Source organism: Paenirhodobacter ferrireducens (assembly GCF_004022265.1).
In the GTDB taxonomy this organism is placed as follows: Bacteria; Pseudomonadota; Alphaproteobacteria; order Rhodobacterales; family Rhodobacteraceae; genus Rhodobacter; species Rhodobacter ferrireducens.
Window position 1 is genome coordinate 1 of the sequence record NZ_SAVB01000022.1, and the last position, 17,588, is coordinate 17,588.

Below are 17,588 nucleotides of genomic sequence, written 5' to 3' on the forward strand. Positions count from 1 at the left end.
GGGCCCCGTCCGCGTGCGGGGCCTCGTCATTTGAGGAGGCGAGATGCCGAAAGTCACCAACCTGGGGAAGGGCGATCTGACCCTTCCGAGCGGGCACCTGCTGCCTGCCGGCAAGGCGGTCGAGATCGACCAGACCGTGCTGGACATCGTCGACAACCGCAACGTCCTGCGCGGCCGGCTGGCCGCGAAGACGATCGAGATCGCCGGGACCGCGGCCACGGTCGCCGCCCCGGCGAAGACCGCAACGCCCGAGACCTCGGGCACTGAGAAGAAAGGCTGACCATGACCAACATGACCTATATCGGCGCGACCATCGAGGTGGCGGCGGGCAAGCCCGTCACGATTGACTCTGCCGGCTTCGCGGCGCTGAGCTTCTCCGAGATCGGCGAGATCCTCGAATGGGGCGAGATCGGCGACACCTCGGAAGACTCGACCGAGACCACGCTCAAGGGCCGGGTGATGCACACCAACGGCGCGGTCGACGGCGGTACGACCGACTTCACCTTCCTGCTGAGCGGCGCCGCCGACACCGGCCAGGCGCTGCTGATCGCGAAGACCAACACCAACGACGACGTGTCCTTCAAGATCACCGACCCGGACGGCGAGATCTCGTATTTCCACGGCAAGGTCGCGAACGTGCGCGACCGCGCGCGCTCGGCCTCGACGCAGAAGGGGATGAGCGGGCAGGCCCGGATCAACTGCGCCGTCGTGCGCGTCGCCGCCTGACGCCGGGCATGACACCGGGCGCGGCCGCGGTTCCCTCGCGGCCGGCCATTTCTGCGACCCACCACACAGACAAGAGACAGAGGAAGATGATGGATTTTGCACAGTTCGACAGCCGCTCGGCGGCCGAGAAACCCGGCCGCGTGCACCTCGAGCACCCGGTGACCGGCGCCAAGCTTTACGCCGACGCCGAGCAGACGAAGCCCTGCGTCGTGCTGGTGCGCGGCACCGAGAGCCGCACGGCGCAGGCGGCGCTGCGGGCGGCGCAGCAGGAGCGGATGAAGGCGAAGCCGAAGAAGGGCGATGTGCAGATGCTCGATGACCTGCACGCGCAGATGGTCGACGGCGCCGTGCCGCTGATCGCGGGCTTCGAGAATGTCTCGCGCGGCGAGGCGGCGCTGACGGTGGCCGAAGACGACATCCGCTGGTTCCTCAACCTGCAGATGGTGAACGGGCAGGAGGGCGAGCGCTCCTTCGTCGAGCAGGTGCTGACCTTCGCCTCGCGGCGCGACAGCTACCTGGGAAACGCCGCGGCCGCCTGATCCTCTACGCGCGCCAGCTCGGGCACCTGCATTCAGTGCCCAAAAGCTGGAAGGTCTCGCGGCTGGCCTTCGCCCGGCAGCGCGGTCGCGAGCTGCGCCTGCCGGTGCTCGATGCCGGGCAGTATCTCGTCGAGGCGATGCAGCTCCTTGGCCCGATCCGGTCGGGGCTCGCCGAGGCGCGCGCCACCGACTGGCCCGAGATCGAGCCCTTCGCCCGGGCGACCGAGCGGCTGAGCGAGCCCTGGGAGATCGAGACGCTCGCGGCGATGTGCGCGGGCTATTGCGCGGCTCTGAAGGCCGGAGAGGACCCGCTGGCGATCGCGCCGGTGGATCTCGACGACAGCACGGCGGGCTGAACGGCCCGCCGTTTCCTTTTGCACGATCGGAGCCCGCCATGTCGGTGAACAGCGCAGCAGCGATGCAGGTGAGCGCCACGCTCGACCTCTCGCAATACGAAAGCCGGTCGCGCACGCTGGTGGCGACGACGCAGCGGATGGCGGCGAACGTCAACCAGTCGATGGCCGGGATCTCGCGCTCGGTTGCGGGCACGGGGGCCGATGCCTTCGACCGGCTGCGTGCTGCGATCGATCCGGCCTTTGCGGCGACGCAGCGCTATCGGCAGATCCAGCAGGATCTCGCCGCGATGGTGGAGCGGGGCGATGCGACGCAGCGCGCGGCGAACATCGCGCTCGAGCAGGCGGCGAGCCGCTACATGGGCGTGGCCACCGCGGCCGAGCGGGCCCAGCAGGTGCAGCGCGAGCAGGCTGCGGCGGTGGCGCTCTCGACCGGGCAATACGAGGCGCTGCGGGCCTCGCTAGATCCGGTCTATGCGGCTTCGAAGCGCTATGAGGCGGCACAGCAGTCGATGACGGCGGCGGTGCAGGCAGGCGCGATCACGCAGGGGCAGGCCGAGCAGATCCTCGAGCAGGCGGCGAGCCGTTACATGGGCGTCGCCTCGGCGGCCGAGCGGGCCGAGCAGGCGCAGCGCGAGCAGGCGGCAGCCGTTGCCCAGTCGACCGGTCAATACGAGGCGCTGCGGGCCTCGCTCGATCCGGTTTATGCGGCCTCGAAGCGCTATGAGGCGGCACAGCAGTCGATGACGGCGGCGGTGCAGGCTGGCGCGATCACGCAGGGACAGGCCGAGCAGATCCTCGAGCAGGCGGCGAGCCGTTACATGGGCGTCGCCTCGGCAGCCGAGCGAGCCGAGCAGGCGCAGCGCGAGCAGGCCGCGGCCGTTGCCCAGTCGACCGGGCAATACGAGGCGCTGCGGGCCTCGCTCGATCCGGTCTATGCGGCCTCGAAGCGCTATGAGGCGGCGACGGAGGCGATGACGGCTGCGGTGAAGACTGGCGCGATCACGCAGGCGCAGGCGAACCATGTGCTGGGGCTCGCAGAAAAGCAGATGCTCGGCGTTGCTACCGCCGCGAAATCGACATCTGCAGCGACCACGGCCACGACTGCGGCGAGCAAGGGGCTCTTCGCGAGTGTTGGCGGCGGGCGGATGGCCCTCAAACAGGCTGCCTTCCAGCTGAACCAAGTCGCTCAGCAGGGCGCTGTGACCGGCAATTACATACAGGCATTGAGCGTTCAGTCGGCAGACCTTCTGACCGTGTTTGGCACATGGGGGATTCTGGCTGGCGGGGTGATTGCCGTCATGGGGCCGCTCGCCATGAGCCTTCTTGGCGCCGACAACGGCGGGAAACAGCTCAAGAAGACCATGGACGACCTGAGCGATGCGACCGATGCCTATCGAGCCGCCGCCGCAGATGCCTCCATGTCATCCGCTGATCTGATCGAGAAGTTCGGGCGCTACTCTGGTGCCGCCCGGGAGACCTATGCCGTTCTGCGCGATCTCGCGCAGCTCGATGCCCTCGACAAGCTGCAGGCGTCTATCACGGCGATTTCGGAGATGGACGTTGCCGCAGACATCAAAGGGCTGGCCGAAAACTATGAATTCTATGGGAAATATGCAGGCGATGCGCTGGAGAAGTTGGGCAGGCGTTTCCAGCTGACCGGTGAGGGCGCCGTCGCCCTGACGCAGCGCATCGAGGCGATCGGCGCCGCAGATGGTCCGGAGGAAGCCGCAAAGGCCACTGCTGAGCTGAATGAGTGGCTGAAGAAGGTCTACGGCACAACGGAGGACATCCCGGAGCAACTGCGCGAGCTTGCACGGCAGGCCGCAAACGGGAACCTGTCCGCCCAAACCATCCTCGCCACGATGAACGGAGTCACTGCTGCGACCTATAACGCGGCCAATGCCGCGGCGACGCTTGCCGCGCGGCTCGGTGCGGCGGCTACCTCCGATGCTGCGGCGGCCCGTGACCGGCTCCAGGTGATCAATGCCCAGATCTCGGCGATCAACGCCGGGCAGGATGAGATCGTTGCCGGGAAACAGAAACAGCTCGACCTTGAGCGCGAGGCGTATCGCAATGCCCAGCTGGCGGCAGGGGTAGACGCGGGCATCGTGGCAACGTCCGAACGTGCCCTGTTCTCCGACCGGCAGAGCGTCATCTATGCCGAGCAGGATCTGCAGCTGAAGATCAAGGCGCGGAACGAGGCGGAGAAGGCCGCGAGTGCGGGCGCGAAGGCCTCGGACAGGCTCGCGAAGAAATACGAGCGCGAGCTCGAGGCGCTGCGGGCGTCGCTCGATCCGCTTGAGGCCTACCGGCAGAAGCTCGCGAAGCTCGTGCCGCTGAAAGCCGCCCTGTCCGACGACGAATGGGCGCAGGCAGTCCGCAACCTGAACGTCGAGCTTGCCGACAGCCTTCCGCTCGTCGGCGATCTGTCGGACGCGATCTCGACCGGGCTGGTCGACGGGTTTTCAGGCGGTCTGAGCTCGATGACCGACGCGCTCAAGTCGTGGCTCAAGCAGGCGATCGCGCTGGCAATGAAGAACCAGATCGTGGTCGGCATGGGGCTGACCGGCTCGGTCTCGGCCGGCGGAACCGCGGCGGCGGCCGCGACCGGCAGCGCGATGTCGGGGATCGGCACCGCCTTCTCGGCGATCTCGCTCGGCATGAGCAATTTCGCGGGCTCGATCATGTCGGCCGCCTGGGGCTCGATCTCGGGCGCCTTCTCGGCCGGGCTCGCCGGGCTCTCGACCTCGGTCACCACGGCCTTCGCCAACCTCACCGGAAACGTCGGCGCGCTGCTGACCGGCAGCGGCAGCTCGATTGCCGCCTCGCTCGGCGCGCTCGGCTCGGCCATCGGCGCCATCGCTGGCCCGATCGCGATCATCGCCGGTCTGGTCAGCTTCTTCGGCACCAAGACGAAGCTGCTCGATGCCGGCATCAAGGCAGTGATCTCCGACACCGATGTGCTCGTCTACACCTACAAGAAAGTGAAGAAGTCGAAATTCTGGGGGCTCAGCTCCTCGACCAGCACCAGCACGAAGCCGGCGTCTGCCGAGGTGGCCGATCCAATCATTCAGGCGATCAACGCCACGCAGGCATCGATCCTGTCGATGGCTTCGGTTCTGGGCGTTGCGGCCGACACATTCGACGCCTTCGCCTATGAGCTGAAGGTCTCGACCAAGGGCTTGTCGGACGAGGAGATCGGCAAGGCGCTCACTGCGGCGCTGTCGGACGCGGCCGATGCCTATGCGCTGATGATCGGCGGCCTCGATGACCTGATCGCGACGGGTGAGACCGCGACAGAGGCGCTGACCCGGCTCAGCACCGCGCTGACCACGGTCAACGGCGCCTTCGACACGCTCGGCTATTCGCTGCGCTATTCCGGCCTTGCCGGTGCGGCGGTGTCATCGGCGCTCGAGGACCTGCTCGGCGGGGCCGATGGCTTCACCTCGGCTGTTTCGACCTATTGGGGCACGTTCTACTCGGCGGCCGAGCAACAGGCGATCCTGACCCGGCAGGCGACGGCGGCGCTTGCGGCCTATAACGCCGCGCTGCCGCGCTCGCGCGACGAGTATCGCGCCCTGATCGACGCGCAGGACCTGACCACCGAGGCTGGCCGCAATCTCTGGGCGGCGCTCGTGGGCATGGCGGGCGTGATGGATCAGATCCTGCCGGCAGTGTCGGGGCTTACTGCCGAGCTCGAGACCCTGCTCGGCGCGGTGTCGACAAGTCTTGATGCGACGATCAACGCGGTCACCGAAAGCCAGAAGGCGGCAGCCGCGGCCGCGGGCAACTGGTACAAGGCGGCGGACAGCATCGCCGAGTTCGTGCGCTCGATGCGCTCGACCGCGGGCGCGCTGGTCTCGCCGACACAGGCAACGGCCTTCAGCCAGGCGCAATACATGACACGGCTCGCCTCGGCGCTGGCGGGCGACCTCGATGCGGTCAACAGCCTGACCGGCGTCGCGCAGACCTACCTCGACAATGTGAGCAACACCGCGGGCTCGGCGACCGAGCTCGCGCTGGCGCAGGCGCGGGTGCTGTCGGATCTCGGCACGGTGCAGGGCGCTTCGCAGATCGAGGGGGCGAAGTGGGATGTGATCCAGGGGCTCTATCAAGATCAGGTCGACCTGATGCAGGAGGTGGCCGACTATCTCGCCGCTGGAAACGCGCTGAGCGAAGATCAGATCACCACGCTGAACAGCCAGCTCGGATCGCTCGACGACGCCATCGCCGCGGCAGCCGAGATCAACTATGCCAGCCTGCAAAAGCAGATCGACCTGAGCATCACCGCCGTCGAGGATGCGCAGATCCCGGACTATCTCAAGGCGCTGCTGCGCAATGCCGACACCGGCATCACCAGCACTATCGACTTCATCACCCGCTCTGACCTGACGCCGGATCTCAAGTGGCTGGCGCTGACCGGCGCGAGCGAGATGGTGAAGACGATCACCTATGCCGCCGAGAACGACCTCGGCGCCGATCTGACGCGGCTGGCGGTCAACACCGTCTCGACGCTGCGCAAGACGGTCAATCTGCTCGCCGGGGCAGGGCTCGATGCCGAGACGATGCAGGTGGCACTTGCCGGAAACAGCGAGCTCGCCCGGGTGGTGACGGCGACGCTCGCCTCTGGCATTGACCCGCAGGCGCAGCGTCTGGCGCTTGGCGCCGTCGGCGCCTACAGCGTCTCGGTCATGGCGTCGCTTTCGCCCGGCGTCAGCGCTGACCTGCGCCGGATCGTGATCGATGAGCAGGGCACCTATGCCGCGCTGATCGGCGCCACGGTGAGCGCCGATCTGTCGGCCGACGCGCGGCGCATCCTGCTGCGCCAGCAGGGCAGCTACGTCGCAAATATCACCGGTGTGCTGGCCTCTGGCATGACCGATGCGACGCGGACGCTGCTGTTGCGGGCCAATACCTCTGCCGCCCGGGCAATTACCGTCGCCTCGGTCTATGCCGCCGACCTCACCGACGTGGAGATCCGCGTCCTGCGTCAGCGTGCGACGACCGCGTCGCGCACGATCCGCACAGCGATTGAGCTGTCTGGCCTCACCGCACAGCAGCGGGCAGTGCTCGACGCCACCGGCACCCGGATCACCCGGATCGTGAATGGCCTTGTCAATGTCTCGGGGCTCACGGCGGCGCAGCGCAGCCTGCTTAGCGCGATCTCAGGCAGCACGAACGGCATGCTTACCCTCGGCGGAACATTCCGCTTCGACCCGACTGCGGCTTTTTCGACCTGGTACGAGACCGCGACCGAGGCCAGCATCACCGCGCCGATGACCGCACTGCGCAGTGCGCTTGGAGATCTGGCCGCCGCTGTGCGTGCTGAGACCGCCAGGGCCGCGCATGAGAGCGCGGTGACGCGCCTCAACACCTATGCCTCCGGCCTGACGGCGAATGCCGATGGGTCGTATTTTGTGACGGATGCAGACCTTGCTGCAATGGCGGAGATCATTGGTTTCGACACTACCGGGAGGACGACCTATCAGATTCGTCGCGCCGTCGCTGGATATGATACAACAGACCAGATCGGCGGCACGGTATACGACCCGACCGGAAGCCGGGAGGCTGCCTATTTGGCGTCTCTGGCGCCAGTAGTCACTGAGCCAGATGCACCGGCGCTATCCCGTGCAGACTATACGTTCAGCACGCGCACAATCGCTGGCAGAGACAAGACCGTCGTCACAGGGCCGCTCGGGACGGAGCGGATCTACAACGCCTATTGGCTTGCCCTCAATGATGTTGAGCAAGACATCGCGCGGGGCGTGCCCAGCTTCGCCCGTGGCGGCACCCATGATGGCGGCCCGGCCTATATCGGCGAGAACGACCTCGAGCTGGTCGCCCCCTCGCGGATCTACAACCCGTCCGAGACGCGCTCGATGCTCGATAACCGGCAGGTGGTCGAGGAACTCCGGGCGCTGCGCGAGGAGCTGCGGGCGCTCAAGGAAGAGAGCCGCCAGCTCGGGCTGCAGACCGCCGACAATACGCGCAGCATCGCGAAGACCACCCGCAAATGGGATGTGATCGGGCAGCCGCCCGTGCAGGAGGCCACCGCATGAGGATCATCGAGCCGATCGCCATCACCGACGCGATGTTGCTGGCGTCCAATGTCCCGGAGACCGATGCCCCGGCGTGGGACGCCGGGGCGAGCTATGCCGTCAATGACCAAGTGATCCGCACTCATGCGATCTATAAGGCCGTGGCAGCCAGCACCGGGCAGGACCCACTCGCCGACACCACCAGCACCTTCTGGGTTCGCCTCGGCGCCACAAACCGCTGGCGGGCATTCGATCGGCTGATCTCCGATCCGGTGACGCAGGAGGGCGACATCACCTATAGCCTGCGGCCAGACATGCTCTCCGATGCCATCGCTTTCTTCGGGCTCAATGCTGCTTCGATCCGTGTCGTGGTCACCGATCCTGTCGACGGGGTCATCTATGACCAGACCCGCATCCTGATCGACGGTAGCGCCGTATTCGACTGGTGGTCGTATTTCTTCGAGCCGATCACCTATGCGGATCAGGAGATCGTGACTGGCGTCCCCATCTACACTGGCGTGCAGGTCGATATCACCCTAGCCTCTGGGGGCACCACCAAGGTCGGGCAAATCGTGCTCGGTCGGGCGCAGGTGATCGGCGAAACGCTGGTCGACACCGAGATCGGCATCGACGATTTTTCGGTGAAAGAGCGGGACGCCTTCGGCAACTTCAGCATTGTCGAGCGCGCCTATTCCGACACCACGCGCTTCCGTTTCAGCTTTCCAACCGGGGATGCGCGCCGCATCCGCAAGATCCTCGCACGAGTGCGAGCCATCCCCGCGGTCTATTACGCCGGAGACGAGACGGGGCATCTCGGAACCACCGTCTACGGATTCTTCCAAGATTTCTCGATCCCGCTGACCACCAATGTCAGCTTTGGCAGCCTTGAAGTGGAGGGCCTTACCTGATGACGCTTCCGACAATCACCACACCGCCACCGGCACCGAGCCGAAACGACCCGGTCAATTTCCCGCCTCGCGCCGATGCGCAGGTTGCCTACCTCGCGACGTTGGTCTCGAATATCAACGCCCTGGTGGCGGCGATCAACGCCTATGGCGACGCATTTCCATTGTCCATTCCGGCCGGGACAGCAGGGCTCCCGGGGGTCTCCTTCGCTGGAGATGCCGACACCGGGCTGTTCCGCCCGGCTGCCAACCAGCTCGCCTTCGCCGAAGGCGGCGTTGACATGGGCCGCATCTACGGCCGCAAGAACATCCTCGGAACGGTAGAGATGGCCCCGGGCGGGGTGCCAAACCGTGCGCTGATCGAACGCGGCAGCAATGCCAACGGAGAATACGTGCGCTTTGCCGACGGCACGCAGATCTGCACCTATTCTGCGGTCGGCGCGGCAGGGCCGATCACGACGGCCGAAGGCGCGATCTGGCGCTCGACGGAATATTCCTGGACCTTCCCGGCAAGCTTCACCGCAACCGGCAATCTTGCGGTGAACGGGTCTTTGCGCACCGGCGCGGCGGCCTGGAACAAGGTCCGGGTGACCGGCATCTCATCGGCGAGCGTGATGCTGTTTGCCGCAAACTCCAACGTCAACAACTTCACCGTCGATTTCAGTGCCATCGGCCGCTGGTACTGAGCGAAAGGAGCCTGACATGTTTCTCATCACCCTGAGCCCGATGCGCCGCGACGACACGCTGACGGTCTCTGTCGCCGGCGATGTTCTGGTGCTGAACGGTGTGGCGCTCGATCTCGGCACCTACACCGCAGATCCTGAGGCGCCGCATGACTGGATCGTCGGTCAGCCGGTACAGGATGGGGGGCTCTGGCACCTGACGCTGGTCTTGCCGCATGGCGCGGATGCCTCGGAGCAGACGCGCTTTCCGCAGCCGATCGCGGTGACGGCGGACGGCCCGGTGCAGCTGCCGCCGCACGATGTGCAGGAGGTCTGACAGGCCGAAAGACAAACCCGAGATGCACCCGCCACTGGCGGGTTTTTTGTTGCCGGAAAGGGGCAGGACAGTGACGACCGATAAACTCGACCAGATTGCGACGCGGGCCGGATGGGCCACAATCCCGGGGGCGATTAGCTTCCCGGCCTGGTGGCCCTCGCTCGAGAGCGCCTCGACCCTCGCCTCGCAGCTGGTGCCGATCGTGGGCTTGCTGATCGCGGTGGTGAACCTCCTGCTCCTGATCCGCAAGTGGCGCCGGGGCCGGGCCTTCTGCATCGACGAGAGCGGCGCCGTGGGCCGGCGCACGGTGGCGGGGCTCGGCGCGGTGCTGGCGCTTGCGGCGGCGGTGATCGCCCCCTTCGAGGGGCGCGAGCTGCGCGCTTACCGCGATATCGTCGGTGTCTGGACGATCTGCGATGGCGACACGCAGGGGGTGCGGCCGGGGCAGGTGGCGACGCCGGCCGAATGCGACAGCCGTCTGGCCGCCCGCGTGGCGCAGTCCGAGCGCGAGATCCGGCCCTGTCTGCCGGCCGGGCTGCCGGCCGAGACCCGGGCCGCCTTCGTGTCTGCCGCCTACAACATCGGCTCGGGTGCCTTCTGCGGCTCGAGCATGGCACGCCGGGCCCGGGCGGGCGATCTGCGCGGCGCCTGCGAGGCGCTGCGGCTGTGGAACAAGGCGGGCGGGCAGGTGGTGCGCGGCCTCGTGCGCCGGCGGGAGGCGGAGCGCACATTGTGCCTGAGCGGGCTGTGAGCCGGGCAGGTCAGTTCTTTGGGCCTATTTGTTGGGAAGACGGGATAAGATCCCAGAGATCTTCGATATCTTCTGGGGTTAGTCTTCTTCCCAAACTCTTCTCTATATTGTTCAGGACCTCGGCAAGCTCGAACATCCCCGTAGTGGCTTGATGCGGTCCTAGCCTTTCTGCGAAAGCATCCCATGGCACCTGAAGCTTTCGGACTAGCTCATCTCTGTCTTCGCTATCAACTAGCGTTAGAAGCGTCGCTATACTGCGAGCAATCTCTCTGATTGGCAATTTTGGTGCTGGATACTTCTCTTCCAGCGTTGCCACGATCTCGGCGTTCATAGAGCGGTTGTTCGCCTCTGCCGCAGCTTTGATCCGGTCCCGCATCCCGTCGGGGAGGCGGAGCATGAACTTGTCATTGAGCGTACGATTCTGTTCTTCAGCCATGGTGTCCTAAGGACGCGAAAAAAGTCTTGACTTCAATGGCGTCCTTAGGACATCAATAAAGTCCATAGGACATCATGAGGAAGGGCATGCAGATCAGAAATCAAGATACGCCTTACGGGCTTCGGATGCCGAAAGGGATGCGAGAGCAGGTTAAGGCAATGGCGGCTGAGAACGGTCGCTCGATGAACGCCGAGATCGTCTTTCATCTTCGGAAGGCTCTTGGTGTGGCATCGGGATATTCCGGGTCTCAACCCGATGTCCCCGGCACCAGAGACGAATGAAGCCGCCGGGCTGGCACCCAAGCGGCTTCGAAATCCAAACCACTCACGAAAGGATCTAGGCATGAATATGCCTGTCAACCACGACGACTTCAATGGGCTTGTGAACGCGAGTCTAAAAACCAACAGCCGTATCATCGCGGAGAAGTTTGAGAAGCGGCACGACAATGTCCAACGCGACATTCGCAACCTGATCGAAGCGAACCCAGAATGGGGTGTCCTCAATTTTGAGGAGGCCACATATGTCGACGCACAGAACGGCCAGACCTACCATATGTACGAACTGACCCGCGACGGGTATTCGATGCTGGTCATGGGCTTCACCGGCAAGAAGGCGATGGACTGGAAGATCAAGTTCCTCGCGGCTTTCGGCGCGATGGAAGAACGCTTGAAGCGCATGGCGGTGTTGAGCGGCCCGCAGTTGATGGCGGCGGCACTGATCGAGGCCGACGCGACCATGAAGGCGCAGGCGCAACAGATCGAGGCGATGCGCGAAGACGTTCAAGCGCACGAACGCCTTGTCAAGGCTGATGGGTCGATCAACATCACCGAGGCGGCGAAGAACCTCGGGATGCGTCCGAAGGGCCTGTTCGACTGGCTGTCGCAGAACGGCTGGATTTACAAGCGCCCGAACAGCGGGACGTGGCTCGGCTATCAGCCGAAGTGCAATCAGGGACTGTTGGAGCACAAGAGCACCACGGTGCTGCGCGCCGATGGCTCCGAGAAGATCACGGAGCAGGTTCGCATCACGGCGAAGGGCCTGTCCGTGCTGGCGAAGCTGATCCCCCCGACCGCAACCCTGGTTGCCTAATCAAAACGGCCCCCGGAAGCACTGGCATGCTTCCGGGGGCCTGACCTTCAACGATCTATCAAGGAGATCGAAAGATGGCTTCTGCCAAATCTAATGTGCTGTCCGCCGAAACCCAAGGGATTTCCCGCCGCAAGATGATCGCCGCGGCGCTGACGGCTCCGGCGCTGGCCGTATCTTCCGGTCCGGCGATTGCGGACATGAGCCGCGAGGCGCGCATCCAGCATCATGCTGAAGCTCTGTTGGCGCTGATCCGTGGTGCATTTCCCGAGGAGGCCACCAGCATGAGCGTGACCGTAAACTCGAACTGGGGGCCAGTCGAGGGGCTGAACAACAGGATGGGGGTCGATGCGCGGGTGCTGAGTGCGGTCTGGAAGGATGATCCGCGGATGAAGAACGGGGGGGTGTGGATCGAGAACAGCCTTGGTCACTGGGCCCCGGGAGTTGGGCGATACTAAGACCGCAGCGAATGCCATCAGGCGAACGCCCTCGGCCGATTGGTGGAGCGGCCGGGGGCGGTGTTTGCTGTGTGGTCGTGATCAGTTGTCGTAGCAGGCCTTGATGAAGGCGGCTCTATAGTCTTTTGCAGCTTGTTCCAACTTATCGTTTGAGGATTTCAACTCTGCAAATCTGGTCCTGTCTGCGCTCGTAAAAGTGTCGCTGTAGACCGTGCGGAACGAGCCGGAGATCTTTGTGGTGTTCTCTACGAATTGCAGCATCTGCGGCATGAGGAGTTCGCAGAATTGATCTCCTGTAACCGATCCTGCTGATGCCGGAATACCAGACGCCATAAGCGCGGCTGAGAGAAAAACAGCTTTCATATCAATACCTCCAAAAGCTTCGTAGCATGGAAACGCTACGGGGCTTTTCCTTTAACGACAAGGAAAACGCCATGCGCCCGCAGCCCTTCGGAAATACCATCAATGCTTGGCAAAACGCACTTCTCGGGTTTGGATGTCGGGCAGGGGGCGCGCTGGCGCTCTGCCTCGCGCTTGCCGCCTGTGGCGCGCTGCCCGGGCTGCTGAGCGGCCCGAAGGTCGCCGCGAACGGGCAGGCGGCGCGCACCGCGGCGCAGACCCTTGGCACCAGCACGCAGCGCGATCAGGCGATCCGCGCCGCCAGTGCCGGCCGCGACGTCGTGCAATCGGCCGATGCCAATGCCGTGCGCGCGGGCAGCGTCGGGCGCGTGGTGGTCGAGGGCGACAGCCCGCCCTGGCTGATCCTCGCCTTCGCCGTCGCGCTCCTCCTCGACAGCCCGTTGCGCTGGCCCGAGCAGATTGCGCGCGCGGTCAGGGGGACGCGAAGGGAGAGTCAGCTTTGAGAAAGCATTCCCCGCATGACATCATCCATCGAAACCACGCCTCGCGCGCTTCCATTGCGCGCCAGAACAGTTGCCATGCTGCCGCCGGGAGCATCGAGCAGTTGGTGCGCCGCCCCTTCGAGCGTCGTGGCACCCGGCAGCTGTAGTCCGGGCCAATCCTCCCCCGAGGGTTTCGGGCGGGCGATCGAGCGCAGCCGCACCACCCGGCCACGGTTCACCTCCTTCACGAAGGCGCGCACGTAATCATTCGCCGGATGCAGCACGATCTCCTCTCCGAGACCCTGTTGCGAGATCTCGCCCGCACGCAGGATCACGATCTTGTCGCCAAGCCGCAATGCCTCGTCGAGGTCGTGGGTGATGAAGACGATGGTCTTGGAGACCTCTTTCTGGATGTCGAGCAGGACCGTCTGCATGTCCATCCGGATCAGCGGATCGAGGGCCGAGAAGGCCTCGTCCATCAGCAGGATCGGCGCATCGTTGGTCAGCGCCCGGGCCAACCCCACCCGCTGCTGCATGCCGCCCGAGAGCTGCGCGGGATAGCGGTTCTCGTAGCCCTTCAGACCGACCCGCTCGATCCAGCACTGCGCCTTTTCGGTGCTGCTGGCGCGCGGCTCGCCCTGGATGTCGAGACCGTAGACAGCGTTTTCGAGAACGGTGCGATGCGGCAGCAGGGCGAAGTTCTGGAACACCATCGCGGTCTTGTGGCGGCGGAAGGCACGCAGCGCCTCGGGCGACATCTTCGCCACGTCCTCGCCGTCGATCAGCACCTCGCCGGCGGTCGGTGCGATCAGCCCGTTGATGTGGCGCAGAAGCGTCGACTTCCCCGAGCCGGACAGCCCCATGATGACCGAGATCTTGCCCGCCGGCAGATCGGTGGTGATGTCGCGCAGGCCGAGAGAATGGTGATGCTTGCGGTTGAGCTCGGTCTTGGTCATGCCCTCGCGCACCGCCGAGACATAGCGCTCGGGATGCGGGCCGAAGATCTTGTAGAGATTGCGGATCGAGATCCCGGGGACCGTCTCTTCCTCGTCGGGGCTGAGCGTTTGGGTCAGATCGGTCTCAGTCATCGAGCACCTCCGCGTGTTTCTGAAGTCGTTTGCCGAAGGCCTGTGAGGCCCGGTCGAAGGCGATGGCGATGGCGACGAGGGCAAAGCCGTTCAGGAAGCCCATGGTGAAGAACTGGTTGTTGATCGCCTGCAGCACGTTCTTGCCCAGCCCGCCGACGCCCACCATCGAGGCAACGACGACCATCGCCAAAGACATCATGATGGTCTGGTTGACGCCGGTCATCAGCGTCGGCAGCGCCAGCGGCAACTGCACGTTCCACAGCTTCTGCCGGGGCGAGGACCCGAAGGCATCGGCGGCCTCGATCACCTCCTTGTCGACGAGCCGGATCCCGAGGTTGGTCAGCCGGATCATCGGCGGCGTGGCATAGATCACCACGGCAATCAGCCCGGGCACCTTGCCGATGCCGAAGATCACCACGACCGGGATCAGGTAGACGAAGCTCGGCAGCGTCTGCATCACGTCGAGGACCGGCATGATCACCCGTTGCGCCCGGTCGGAGCGGGCTGCAAGAATGCCGATCGGCAGGCCGAGCACGATCGAGATCAGCGTCGCCACCGTCACCATTGCCAGCGTGGTCATGGTGTCTTCCCACAGGCCGAAAAAGCCGATCGCAAGCAGCGCGGCGCCAGTGCCGACGGCAATCTTCACGCTGCGCGAGGCGAACCACACCGCGGCAAGGATCAGCACGAGCATCACGAACCAGGGGGTTCCGGTGAAGAGGGTCTCGAGCGTGTTGAGGAACCATTGCAAGGGTCGCGTTGCAGCGTCGATCTGGTCGGAGAACTGGCGCACGAGGTCGCGGAACCCGTCGTCGATCGTCTTGCGCATCAGGCGCAGGCTCTTGTTCGACAGGGAGGGAAAGTCGCACAGGGATTCAGACAGGCCCCAGCAGGATGATGCCATTGATCATGTCCTTTGGTCGCATTTGGGAATGCGCGCGCGACAGCCCGCGCGCGCAGCGGTCGGTGCAAGAGGCGCTCAGAGCGCCTTCTCGACCTTCGCGGCCACATCGGGGGAGACCCAGGCCTTCCAGACCTCCGGATAGGTCTCGAGGAAATGATAGGCGGTGTCCTCGTTGGTGCCCTGATTGTCGGTCTGCCAGGCGAGGAACTTGCCGACCAGCTCGTTCGACCAGCTGCGGGCCTTCAGGTAATCCATCGCCACGGCATTCTTCTCGGAAAACGCCTTGGTCACCACGGTGAAGACGTCCGAGGTCGGATAGGCATTCGGCTTCGGCTCGGGGCACTCGGGCTGCGAGGTGCAGGCATCCCATTCCGCCTTGTCGTTCGGCACCCCGGCATCAAGCTTCACCATCGGATATTTGCCGAGGATCGCCGTCGGTGCCCAGTAATAGCCGAACCAGGCCTGCTTGCGCTCGTAGGCGCTGGCGATCGAACCGTCGAGCCCCGCGGCCGAGCCGGTATCGACCAGCTCGAACCCCTTCGCCTCGGCCCCATAGGCGCGGTAGAGGTTCTCGGTCGAGATCTGGCAGTTCCACCCCGACGGGCAGTTGAAAAGGGCGCCCGTCGACGGGTCCTCGGGGTTGGGGAACAGCTCTGGATGCTTGAGCGCATCCTCGACGGTCTTGAACTCGGGATGCGCCTCGGCGGTGTATTTCGGGATCCACCAGCCCTCGACGCCGCCATCCTGCAGGATGTTCGCGGTGATCACCATCCGGTCTTCCGAAACGGCGGTGTCGAGCGCGAGCTTCACCGCGTTGCCCCAAAGCTCCGGCGCGATGTCGGGGTCGCCCTTTTCGTTCATCGAGGCGAAAGTCGGCATCGTGTCGCCGGTCACCAGGGTGACATCGCAGCCATAGCCTTCCTCGAGGATGATCTTGTCGACCCAGGCCGCGACCCCGGCCGAGGCCCAGTTCATTTCCGCGATCGAGACGGTTCCGCAGCTTCCCTCATCGGCCAGGGCCGGAACGGCGGTTGCCCCGAGGCAAAGCGAAAATAGCAGAGAAAACTCCAACTTCGTCATGACAATACTGTCCTTCGTCGTTGTGCAGCGCAAAGGAAGACCCGCCGCGGCGCTGCCCGCGACGACCCGCTGGATTAGTGAGACCCCGAATGAAGTGGCAGGATGCGCAAGGGGTCGGGAGCAACGCCCGAGGCACCGCTCCGATGCTCCACCAGGTGCACGCCAAGGGCGCAGGCGGAGCAGGGCCGGAAAAGACCGACCTCGCTCTCCTTACAGAGGTTTTGCGTTTTTGACAACCAATTGGCAAGAAAGGGCTCGAACCTGACTTGCGGCAGCGCGGTGAGCGCCGCCGACCGGCTGGCAGTGGTCGACGGCGCACCCGGCCCTGAGCCGACACTCGACTTGGATCTGGGATGTTGCAGCGCGGCCCGCCGAACCTGCCGTTCGCCGCGCTTGCGACCCTTGGAAGCGGTTGGAAGTCGGCAGTTCGGACAATGGGTCCGGCGCAGTTCGCTACGATGGAGCTGTAAAGAACTTCGCTGCGGGGAGCTGACGACGAAGAAGGCTTAGAATTGGAAGGTCTTCACTTCCGGTCTTCAGGACTCTATGAAATTGAGAACGGGGCCTGTTCAGGTTAGCTTTAAAAGTCTTGGTCTCAGGAGATTGTAACGTGTCAGACGTGCTCAATGCTATAGTCGCACTGGTAGGTATTATCCTTGGCTTTGCAGGGGTGGCACTTACATTCATCACATTTTTTGCACCTGGAACTATCCAGAAATTGGCACTTAAGAACCCCAAATCCTGGGCGCGCGTCCCCTCTCAAGTTCCGGGAAATACGACATATCGTCATAGGATATATTCTGGGTTCACGATCGATGTGGATTTTTCTGAACCAGTTTCAGACAATGACTATTTCGAACCTTGGATGGATGCGCTGTACCGCCCTGATCAACGAGCTGCATCTTACTACGTCACATTGTTCTTCAACGGTCTGCCTATGGATCGGCTTCTCTTCCTGCAATACGACGGGACGCGGAATTTTATTCCAGCTCCGATCCCGCGACACGTTGAAGGTAAGATCTACTATTCCTTTTCGCCGGAGCAGAGGAAATTTGCAGATATTGTGGGTTATGATTATTTTGACAGGTCATTTTCCGAAGTGGCAGACATTATTACGACTTCTCGATACAACCCATTGTTCTTATCGACCTATGACGATGATCTGAATGAGCGCCTTGAATCGCTAAATAATTCAATTAACGCATTCAAGTCAAAATTTTACGATTTGAAATAGTAGTTCAAAATATGCCCACTTGTCGAGCCAGGACTCTCCCGAGAAATGGCCTGACACTCAGCGACAACACAGAAAGCGCAGCACAAGGCTTACGGCCTGGCCGCTTCTAGGCAGCGAAGCCAGCGGATTGCTCAGCTCTCCCTGCC

At 64.0% G+C, this 17,588-nt stretch carries 19 protein-coding genes; 14 read left to right on the plus strand and 5 right to left on the minus strand.

Features of this window, described 5'->3' with window-relative positions; translation table 11 throughout:
* Window positions 1-43: 43 nt before the first annotated feature.
* From EOW65_RS15095 to EOW65_RS15135, 9 genes are all read left to right on the plus strand, one after another.
* Window positions 44-280: a hypothetical protein gene (locus EOW65_RS15095; RefSeq protein WP_128150811.1), complete on the plus strand. Its 237-nt coding sequence runs from the start codon at window positions 44-46 to the stop codon at window positions 278-280.
* Window positions 281-282: 2 nt separating this feature from the next.
* Complete coding sequence (locus tag EOW65_RS15100; protein ID WP_128150813.1) at window positions 283-726, plus strand: hypothetical protein; 444 nt, start codon at window positions 283-285, stop codon at window positions 724-726.
* Between the two features lie 89 nt (window positions 727-815).
* Entirely contained in the window at window positions 816-1,265 is a 450-nt protein-coding gene (locus EOW65_RS15105; RefSeq protein WP_128150815.1) for a hypothetical protein, read from the plus strand.
* A 35-nt stretch (window positions 1,266-1,300) separates the two neighbouring features.
* Window positions 1,301-1,621: a hypothetical protein gene (locus EOW65_RS15110; protein ID WP_128150817.1), complete on the plus strand. Its 321-nt coding sequence runs from the start codon at window positions 1,301-1,303 to the stop codon at window positions 1,619-1,621.
* Between the two features lie 38 nt (window positions 1,622-1,659).
* The gene (locus EOW65_RS15115; RefSeq protein ID WP_128150819.1) at window positions 1,660-7,680 is read left to right on the plus strand and encodes a coiled-coil domain-containing protein; all 6,021 of its coding nucleotides are present in this window, start codon (window positions 1,660-1,662) and stop codon (window positions 7,678-7,680) included.
* The gene (locus tag EOW65_RS15120; protein ID WP_164880115.1) at window positions 7,677-8,567 is read left to right on the plus strand and encodes a hypothetical protein; all 891 of its coding nucleotides are present in this window, start codon (window positions 7,677-7,679) and stop codon (window positions 8,565-8,567) included. The genes EOW65_RS15115 and EOW65_RS15120 overlap by 4 nt, the downstream gene beginning before the upstream one ends.
* Window positions 8,567-9,250, plus strand: a complete 684-nt coding sequence (locus EOW65_RS15125; protein WP_128150823.1) for a hypothetical protein — start codon at window positions 8,567-8,569, stop codon at window positions 9,248-9,250. Before EOW65_RS15120 ends, EOW65_RS15125 begins: the two co-directional genes overlap by 1 nt.
* A gap of 16 nt (window positions 9,251-9,266) precedes the next feature.
* Window positions 9,267-9,563, plus strand: coding sequence for a hypothetical protein (locus EOW65_RS15130; protein WP_128150825.1), 297 nt, complete (start codon window positions 9,267-9,269; stop codon window positions 9,561-9,563).
* Window positions 9,564-9,633: 70 nt separating this feature from the next.
* Window positions 9,634-10,314: a lysozyme gene (locus EOW65_RS15135; protein WP_206364079.1), complete on the plus strand. Its 681-nt coding sequence runs from the start codon at window positions 9,634-9,636 to the stop codon at window positions 10,312-10,314.
* 10 nt (window positions 10,315-10,324) lie between these two features.
* On the opposite strand, the gene EOW65_RS15140 is transcribed toward EOW65_RS15135, so the two are convergent.
* Window positions 10,325-10,750: an Arc family DNA-binding protein gene (locus EOW65_RS15140; protein WP_128150829.1), complete on the minus strand. Its 426-nt coding sequence runs from the start codon at window positions 10,748-10,750 to the stop codon at window positions 10,325-10,327.
* Window positions 10,751-10,836: 86 nt separating this feature from the next.
* Between EOW65_RS15140 and EOW65_RS15145 the strand changes: the two genes are divergently transcribed.
* From EOW65_RS15145 to EOW65_RS15155, 3 genes are all read left to right on the plus strand, one after another.
* The gene (locus EOW65_RS15145) at window positions 10,837-11,031 is read left to right on the plus strand and encodes an Arc family DNA-binding protein (protein ID WP_164880116.1); all 195 of its coding nucleotides are present in this window, start codon (window positions 10,837-10,839) and stop codon (window positions 11,029-11,031) included.
* Between the two features lie 61 nt (window positions 11,032-11,092).
* Entirely contained in the window at window positions 11,093-11,839 is a 747-nt protein-coding gene (locus EOW65_RS20010; RefSeq protein ID WP_206364080.1) for a phage regulatory protein/antirepressor Ant, read from the plus strand.
* Between the two features lie 74 nt (window positions 11,840-11,913).
* Entirely contained in the window at window positions 11,914-12,294 is a 381-nt protein-coding gene (locus EOW65_RS15155) for a hypothetical protein (protein ID WP_128150835.1), read from the plus strand.
* A gap of 81 nt (window positions 12,295-12,375) precedes the next feature.
* Here EOW65_RS15155 and EOW65_RS15160 read toward each other — a convergent pair whose 3' ends face one another.
* Window positions 12,376-12,657: a hypothetical protein gene (locus EOW65_RS15160; protein ID WP_128150837.1), complete on the minus strand. Its 282-nt coding sequence runs from the start codon at window positions 12,655-12,657 to the stop codon at window positions 12,376-12,378.
* Window positions 12,658-12,728: 71 nt separating this feature from the next.
* Here EOW65_RS15160 and EOW65_RS15165 point away from each other — a divergent pair, with 71 nt between their 5' ends.
* Entirely contained in the window at window positions 12,729-13,157 is a 429-nt protein-coding gene (locus EOW65_RS15165; RefSeq protein WP_164880117.1) for a bacteriophage spanin2 family protein, read from the plus strand.
* Here the strand turns inward: EOW65_RS15165 and EOW65_RS15170 are convergent.
* From EOW65_RS15170 to EOW65_RS15180, 3 genes are all read right to left on the minus strand, one after another.
* Complete coding sequence (locus tag EOW65_RS15170) at window positions 13,148-14,224, minus strand: quaternary amine ABC transporter ATP-binding protein (RefSeq protein WP_128150841.1); 1,077 nt, start codon at window positions 14,222-14,224, stop codon at window positions 13,148-13,150. The genes EOW65_RS15165 and EOW65_RS15170 overlap by 10 nt on opposite strands.
* Window positions 14,217-15,128 (minus strand): ABC transporter permease, encoded by a 912-nt coding sequence (locus EOW65_RS15175; RefSeq protein WP_128150843.1) that lies wholly within the window; start codon window positions 15,126-15,128, stop codon window positions 14,217-14,219. The genes EOW65_RS15170 and EOW65_RS15175 overlap by 8 nt, the downstream gene beginning before the upstream one ends.
* 75 nt (window positions 15,129-15,203) lie before the next feature.
* Window positions 15,204-16,208 (minus strand): ABC transporter substrate-binding protein, encoded by a 1,005-nt coding sequence (locus tag EOW65_RS15180; RefSeq protein ID WP_128150845.1) that lies wholly within the window; start codon window positions 16,206-16,208, stop codon window positions 15,204-15,206.
* 610 nt (window positions 16,209-16,818) lie between these two features.
* On the opposite strand from EOW65_RS15180, the gene EOW65_RS15185 reads away from it, so the two are divergent.
* On the plus strand, window positions 16,819-17,442 hold the full coding sequence (locus tag EOW65_RS15185; protein WP_128150847.1) for a hypothetical protein: 624 nt from the start codon (window positions 16,819-16,821) through the stop codon (window positions 17,440-17,442).
* The last annotated feature ends 146 nt before the right edge of the window (window positions 17,443-17,588 follow it).

Bases quoted from the DNA above. Each gene is read 5' to 3' on its own strand.
- EOW65_RS15140 (WP_128150829.1), bottom strand. From the start codon at position 10,750: ATGGCTGAAGAACAGAATCGTACGCTCAATGACAAGTTCATGCTCCGC.
- EOW65_RS15155 (WP_128150835.1), top strand. From the start codon at position 11,914: ATGGCTTCTGCCAAATCTAATGTGCTGTCCGCCGAAACCCAAGGGATT.
- EOW65_RS15125 (WP_128150823.1), top strand. From the start codon at position 8,567: ATGACGCTTCCGACAATCACCACACCGCCACCGGCACCGAGCCGAAAC.
- EOW65_RS15175 (WP_128150843.1), bottom strand. From the start codon at position 15,128: ATGGCATCATCCTGCTGGGGCCTGTCTGAATCCCTGTGCGACTTTCCC.
- EOW65_RS15165 (WP_164880117.1), top strand. From the start codon at position 12,729: ATGCGCCCGCAGCCCTTCGGAAATACCATCAATGCTTGGCAAAACGCA.
- EOW65_RS15105 (WP_128150815.1), top strand. From the start codon at position 816: ATGGATTTTGCACAGTTCGACAGCCGCTCGGCGGCCGAGAAACCCGGC.
- EOW65_RS15170 (WP_128150841.1), bottom strand. From the start codon at position 14,224: ATGACTGAGACCGATCTGACCCAAACGCTCAGCCCCGACGAGGAAGAG.
- EOW65_RS15095 (WP_128150811.1), top strand. From the start codon at position 44: ATGCCGAAAGTCACCAACCTGGGGAAGGGCGATCTGACCCTTCCGAGC.
- EOW65_RS20010 (WP_206364080.1), top strand. From the start codon at position 11,093: ATGAATATGCCTGTCAACCACGACGACTTCAATGGGCTTGTGAACGCG.
- EOW65_RS15160 (WP_128150837.1), bottom strand. From the start codon at position 12,657: ATGAAAGCTGTTTTTCTCTCAGCCGCGCTTATGGCGTCTGGTATTCCG.
- EOW65_RS15120 (WP_164880115.1), top strand. From the start codon at position 7,677: ATGAGGATCATCGAGCCGATCGCCATCACCGACGCGATGTTGCTGGCG.
- EOW65_RS15100 (WP_128150813.1), top strand. From the start codon at position 283: ATGACCAACATGACCTATATCGGCGCGACCATCGAGGTGGCGGCGGGC.
- EOW65_RS15115 (WP_128150819.1), top strand. From the start codon at position 1,660: ATGTCGGTGAACAGCGCAGCAGCGATGCAGGTGAGCGCCACGCTCGAC.
- EOW65_RS15180 (WP_128150845.1), bottom strand. From the start codon at position 16,208: ATGACGAAGTTGGAGTTTTCTCTGCTATTTTCGCTTTGCCTCGGGGCA.
- EOW65_RS15145 (WP_164880116.1), top strand. From the start codon at position 10,837: ATGCAGATCAGAAATCAAGATACGCCTTACGGGCTTCGGATGCCGAAA.
- EOW65_RS15130 (WP_128150825.1), top strand. From the start codon at position 9,267: ATGTTTCTCATCACCCTGAGCCCGATGCGCCGCGACGACACGCTGACG.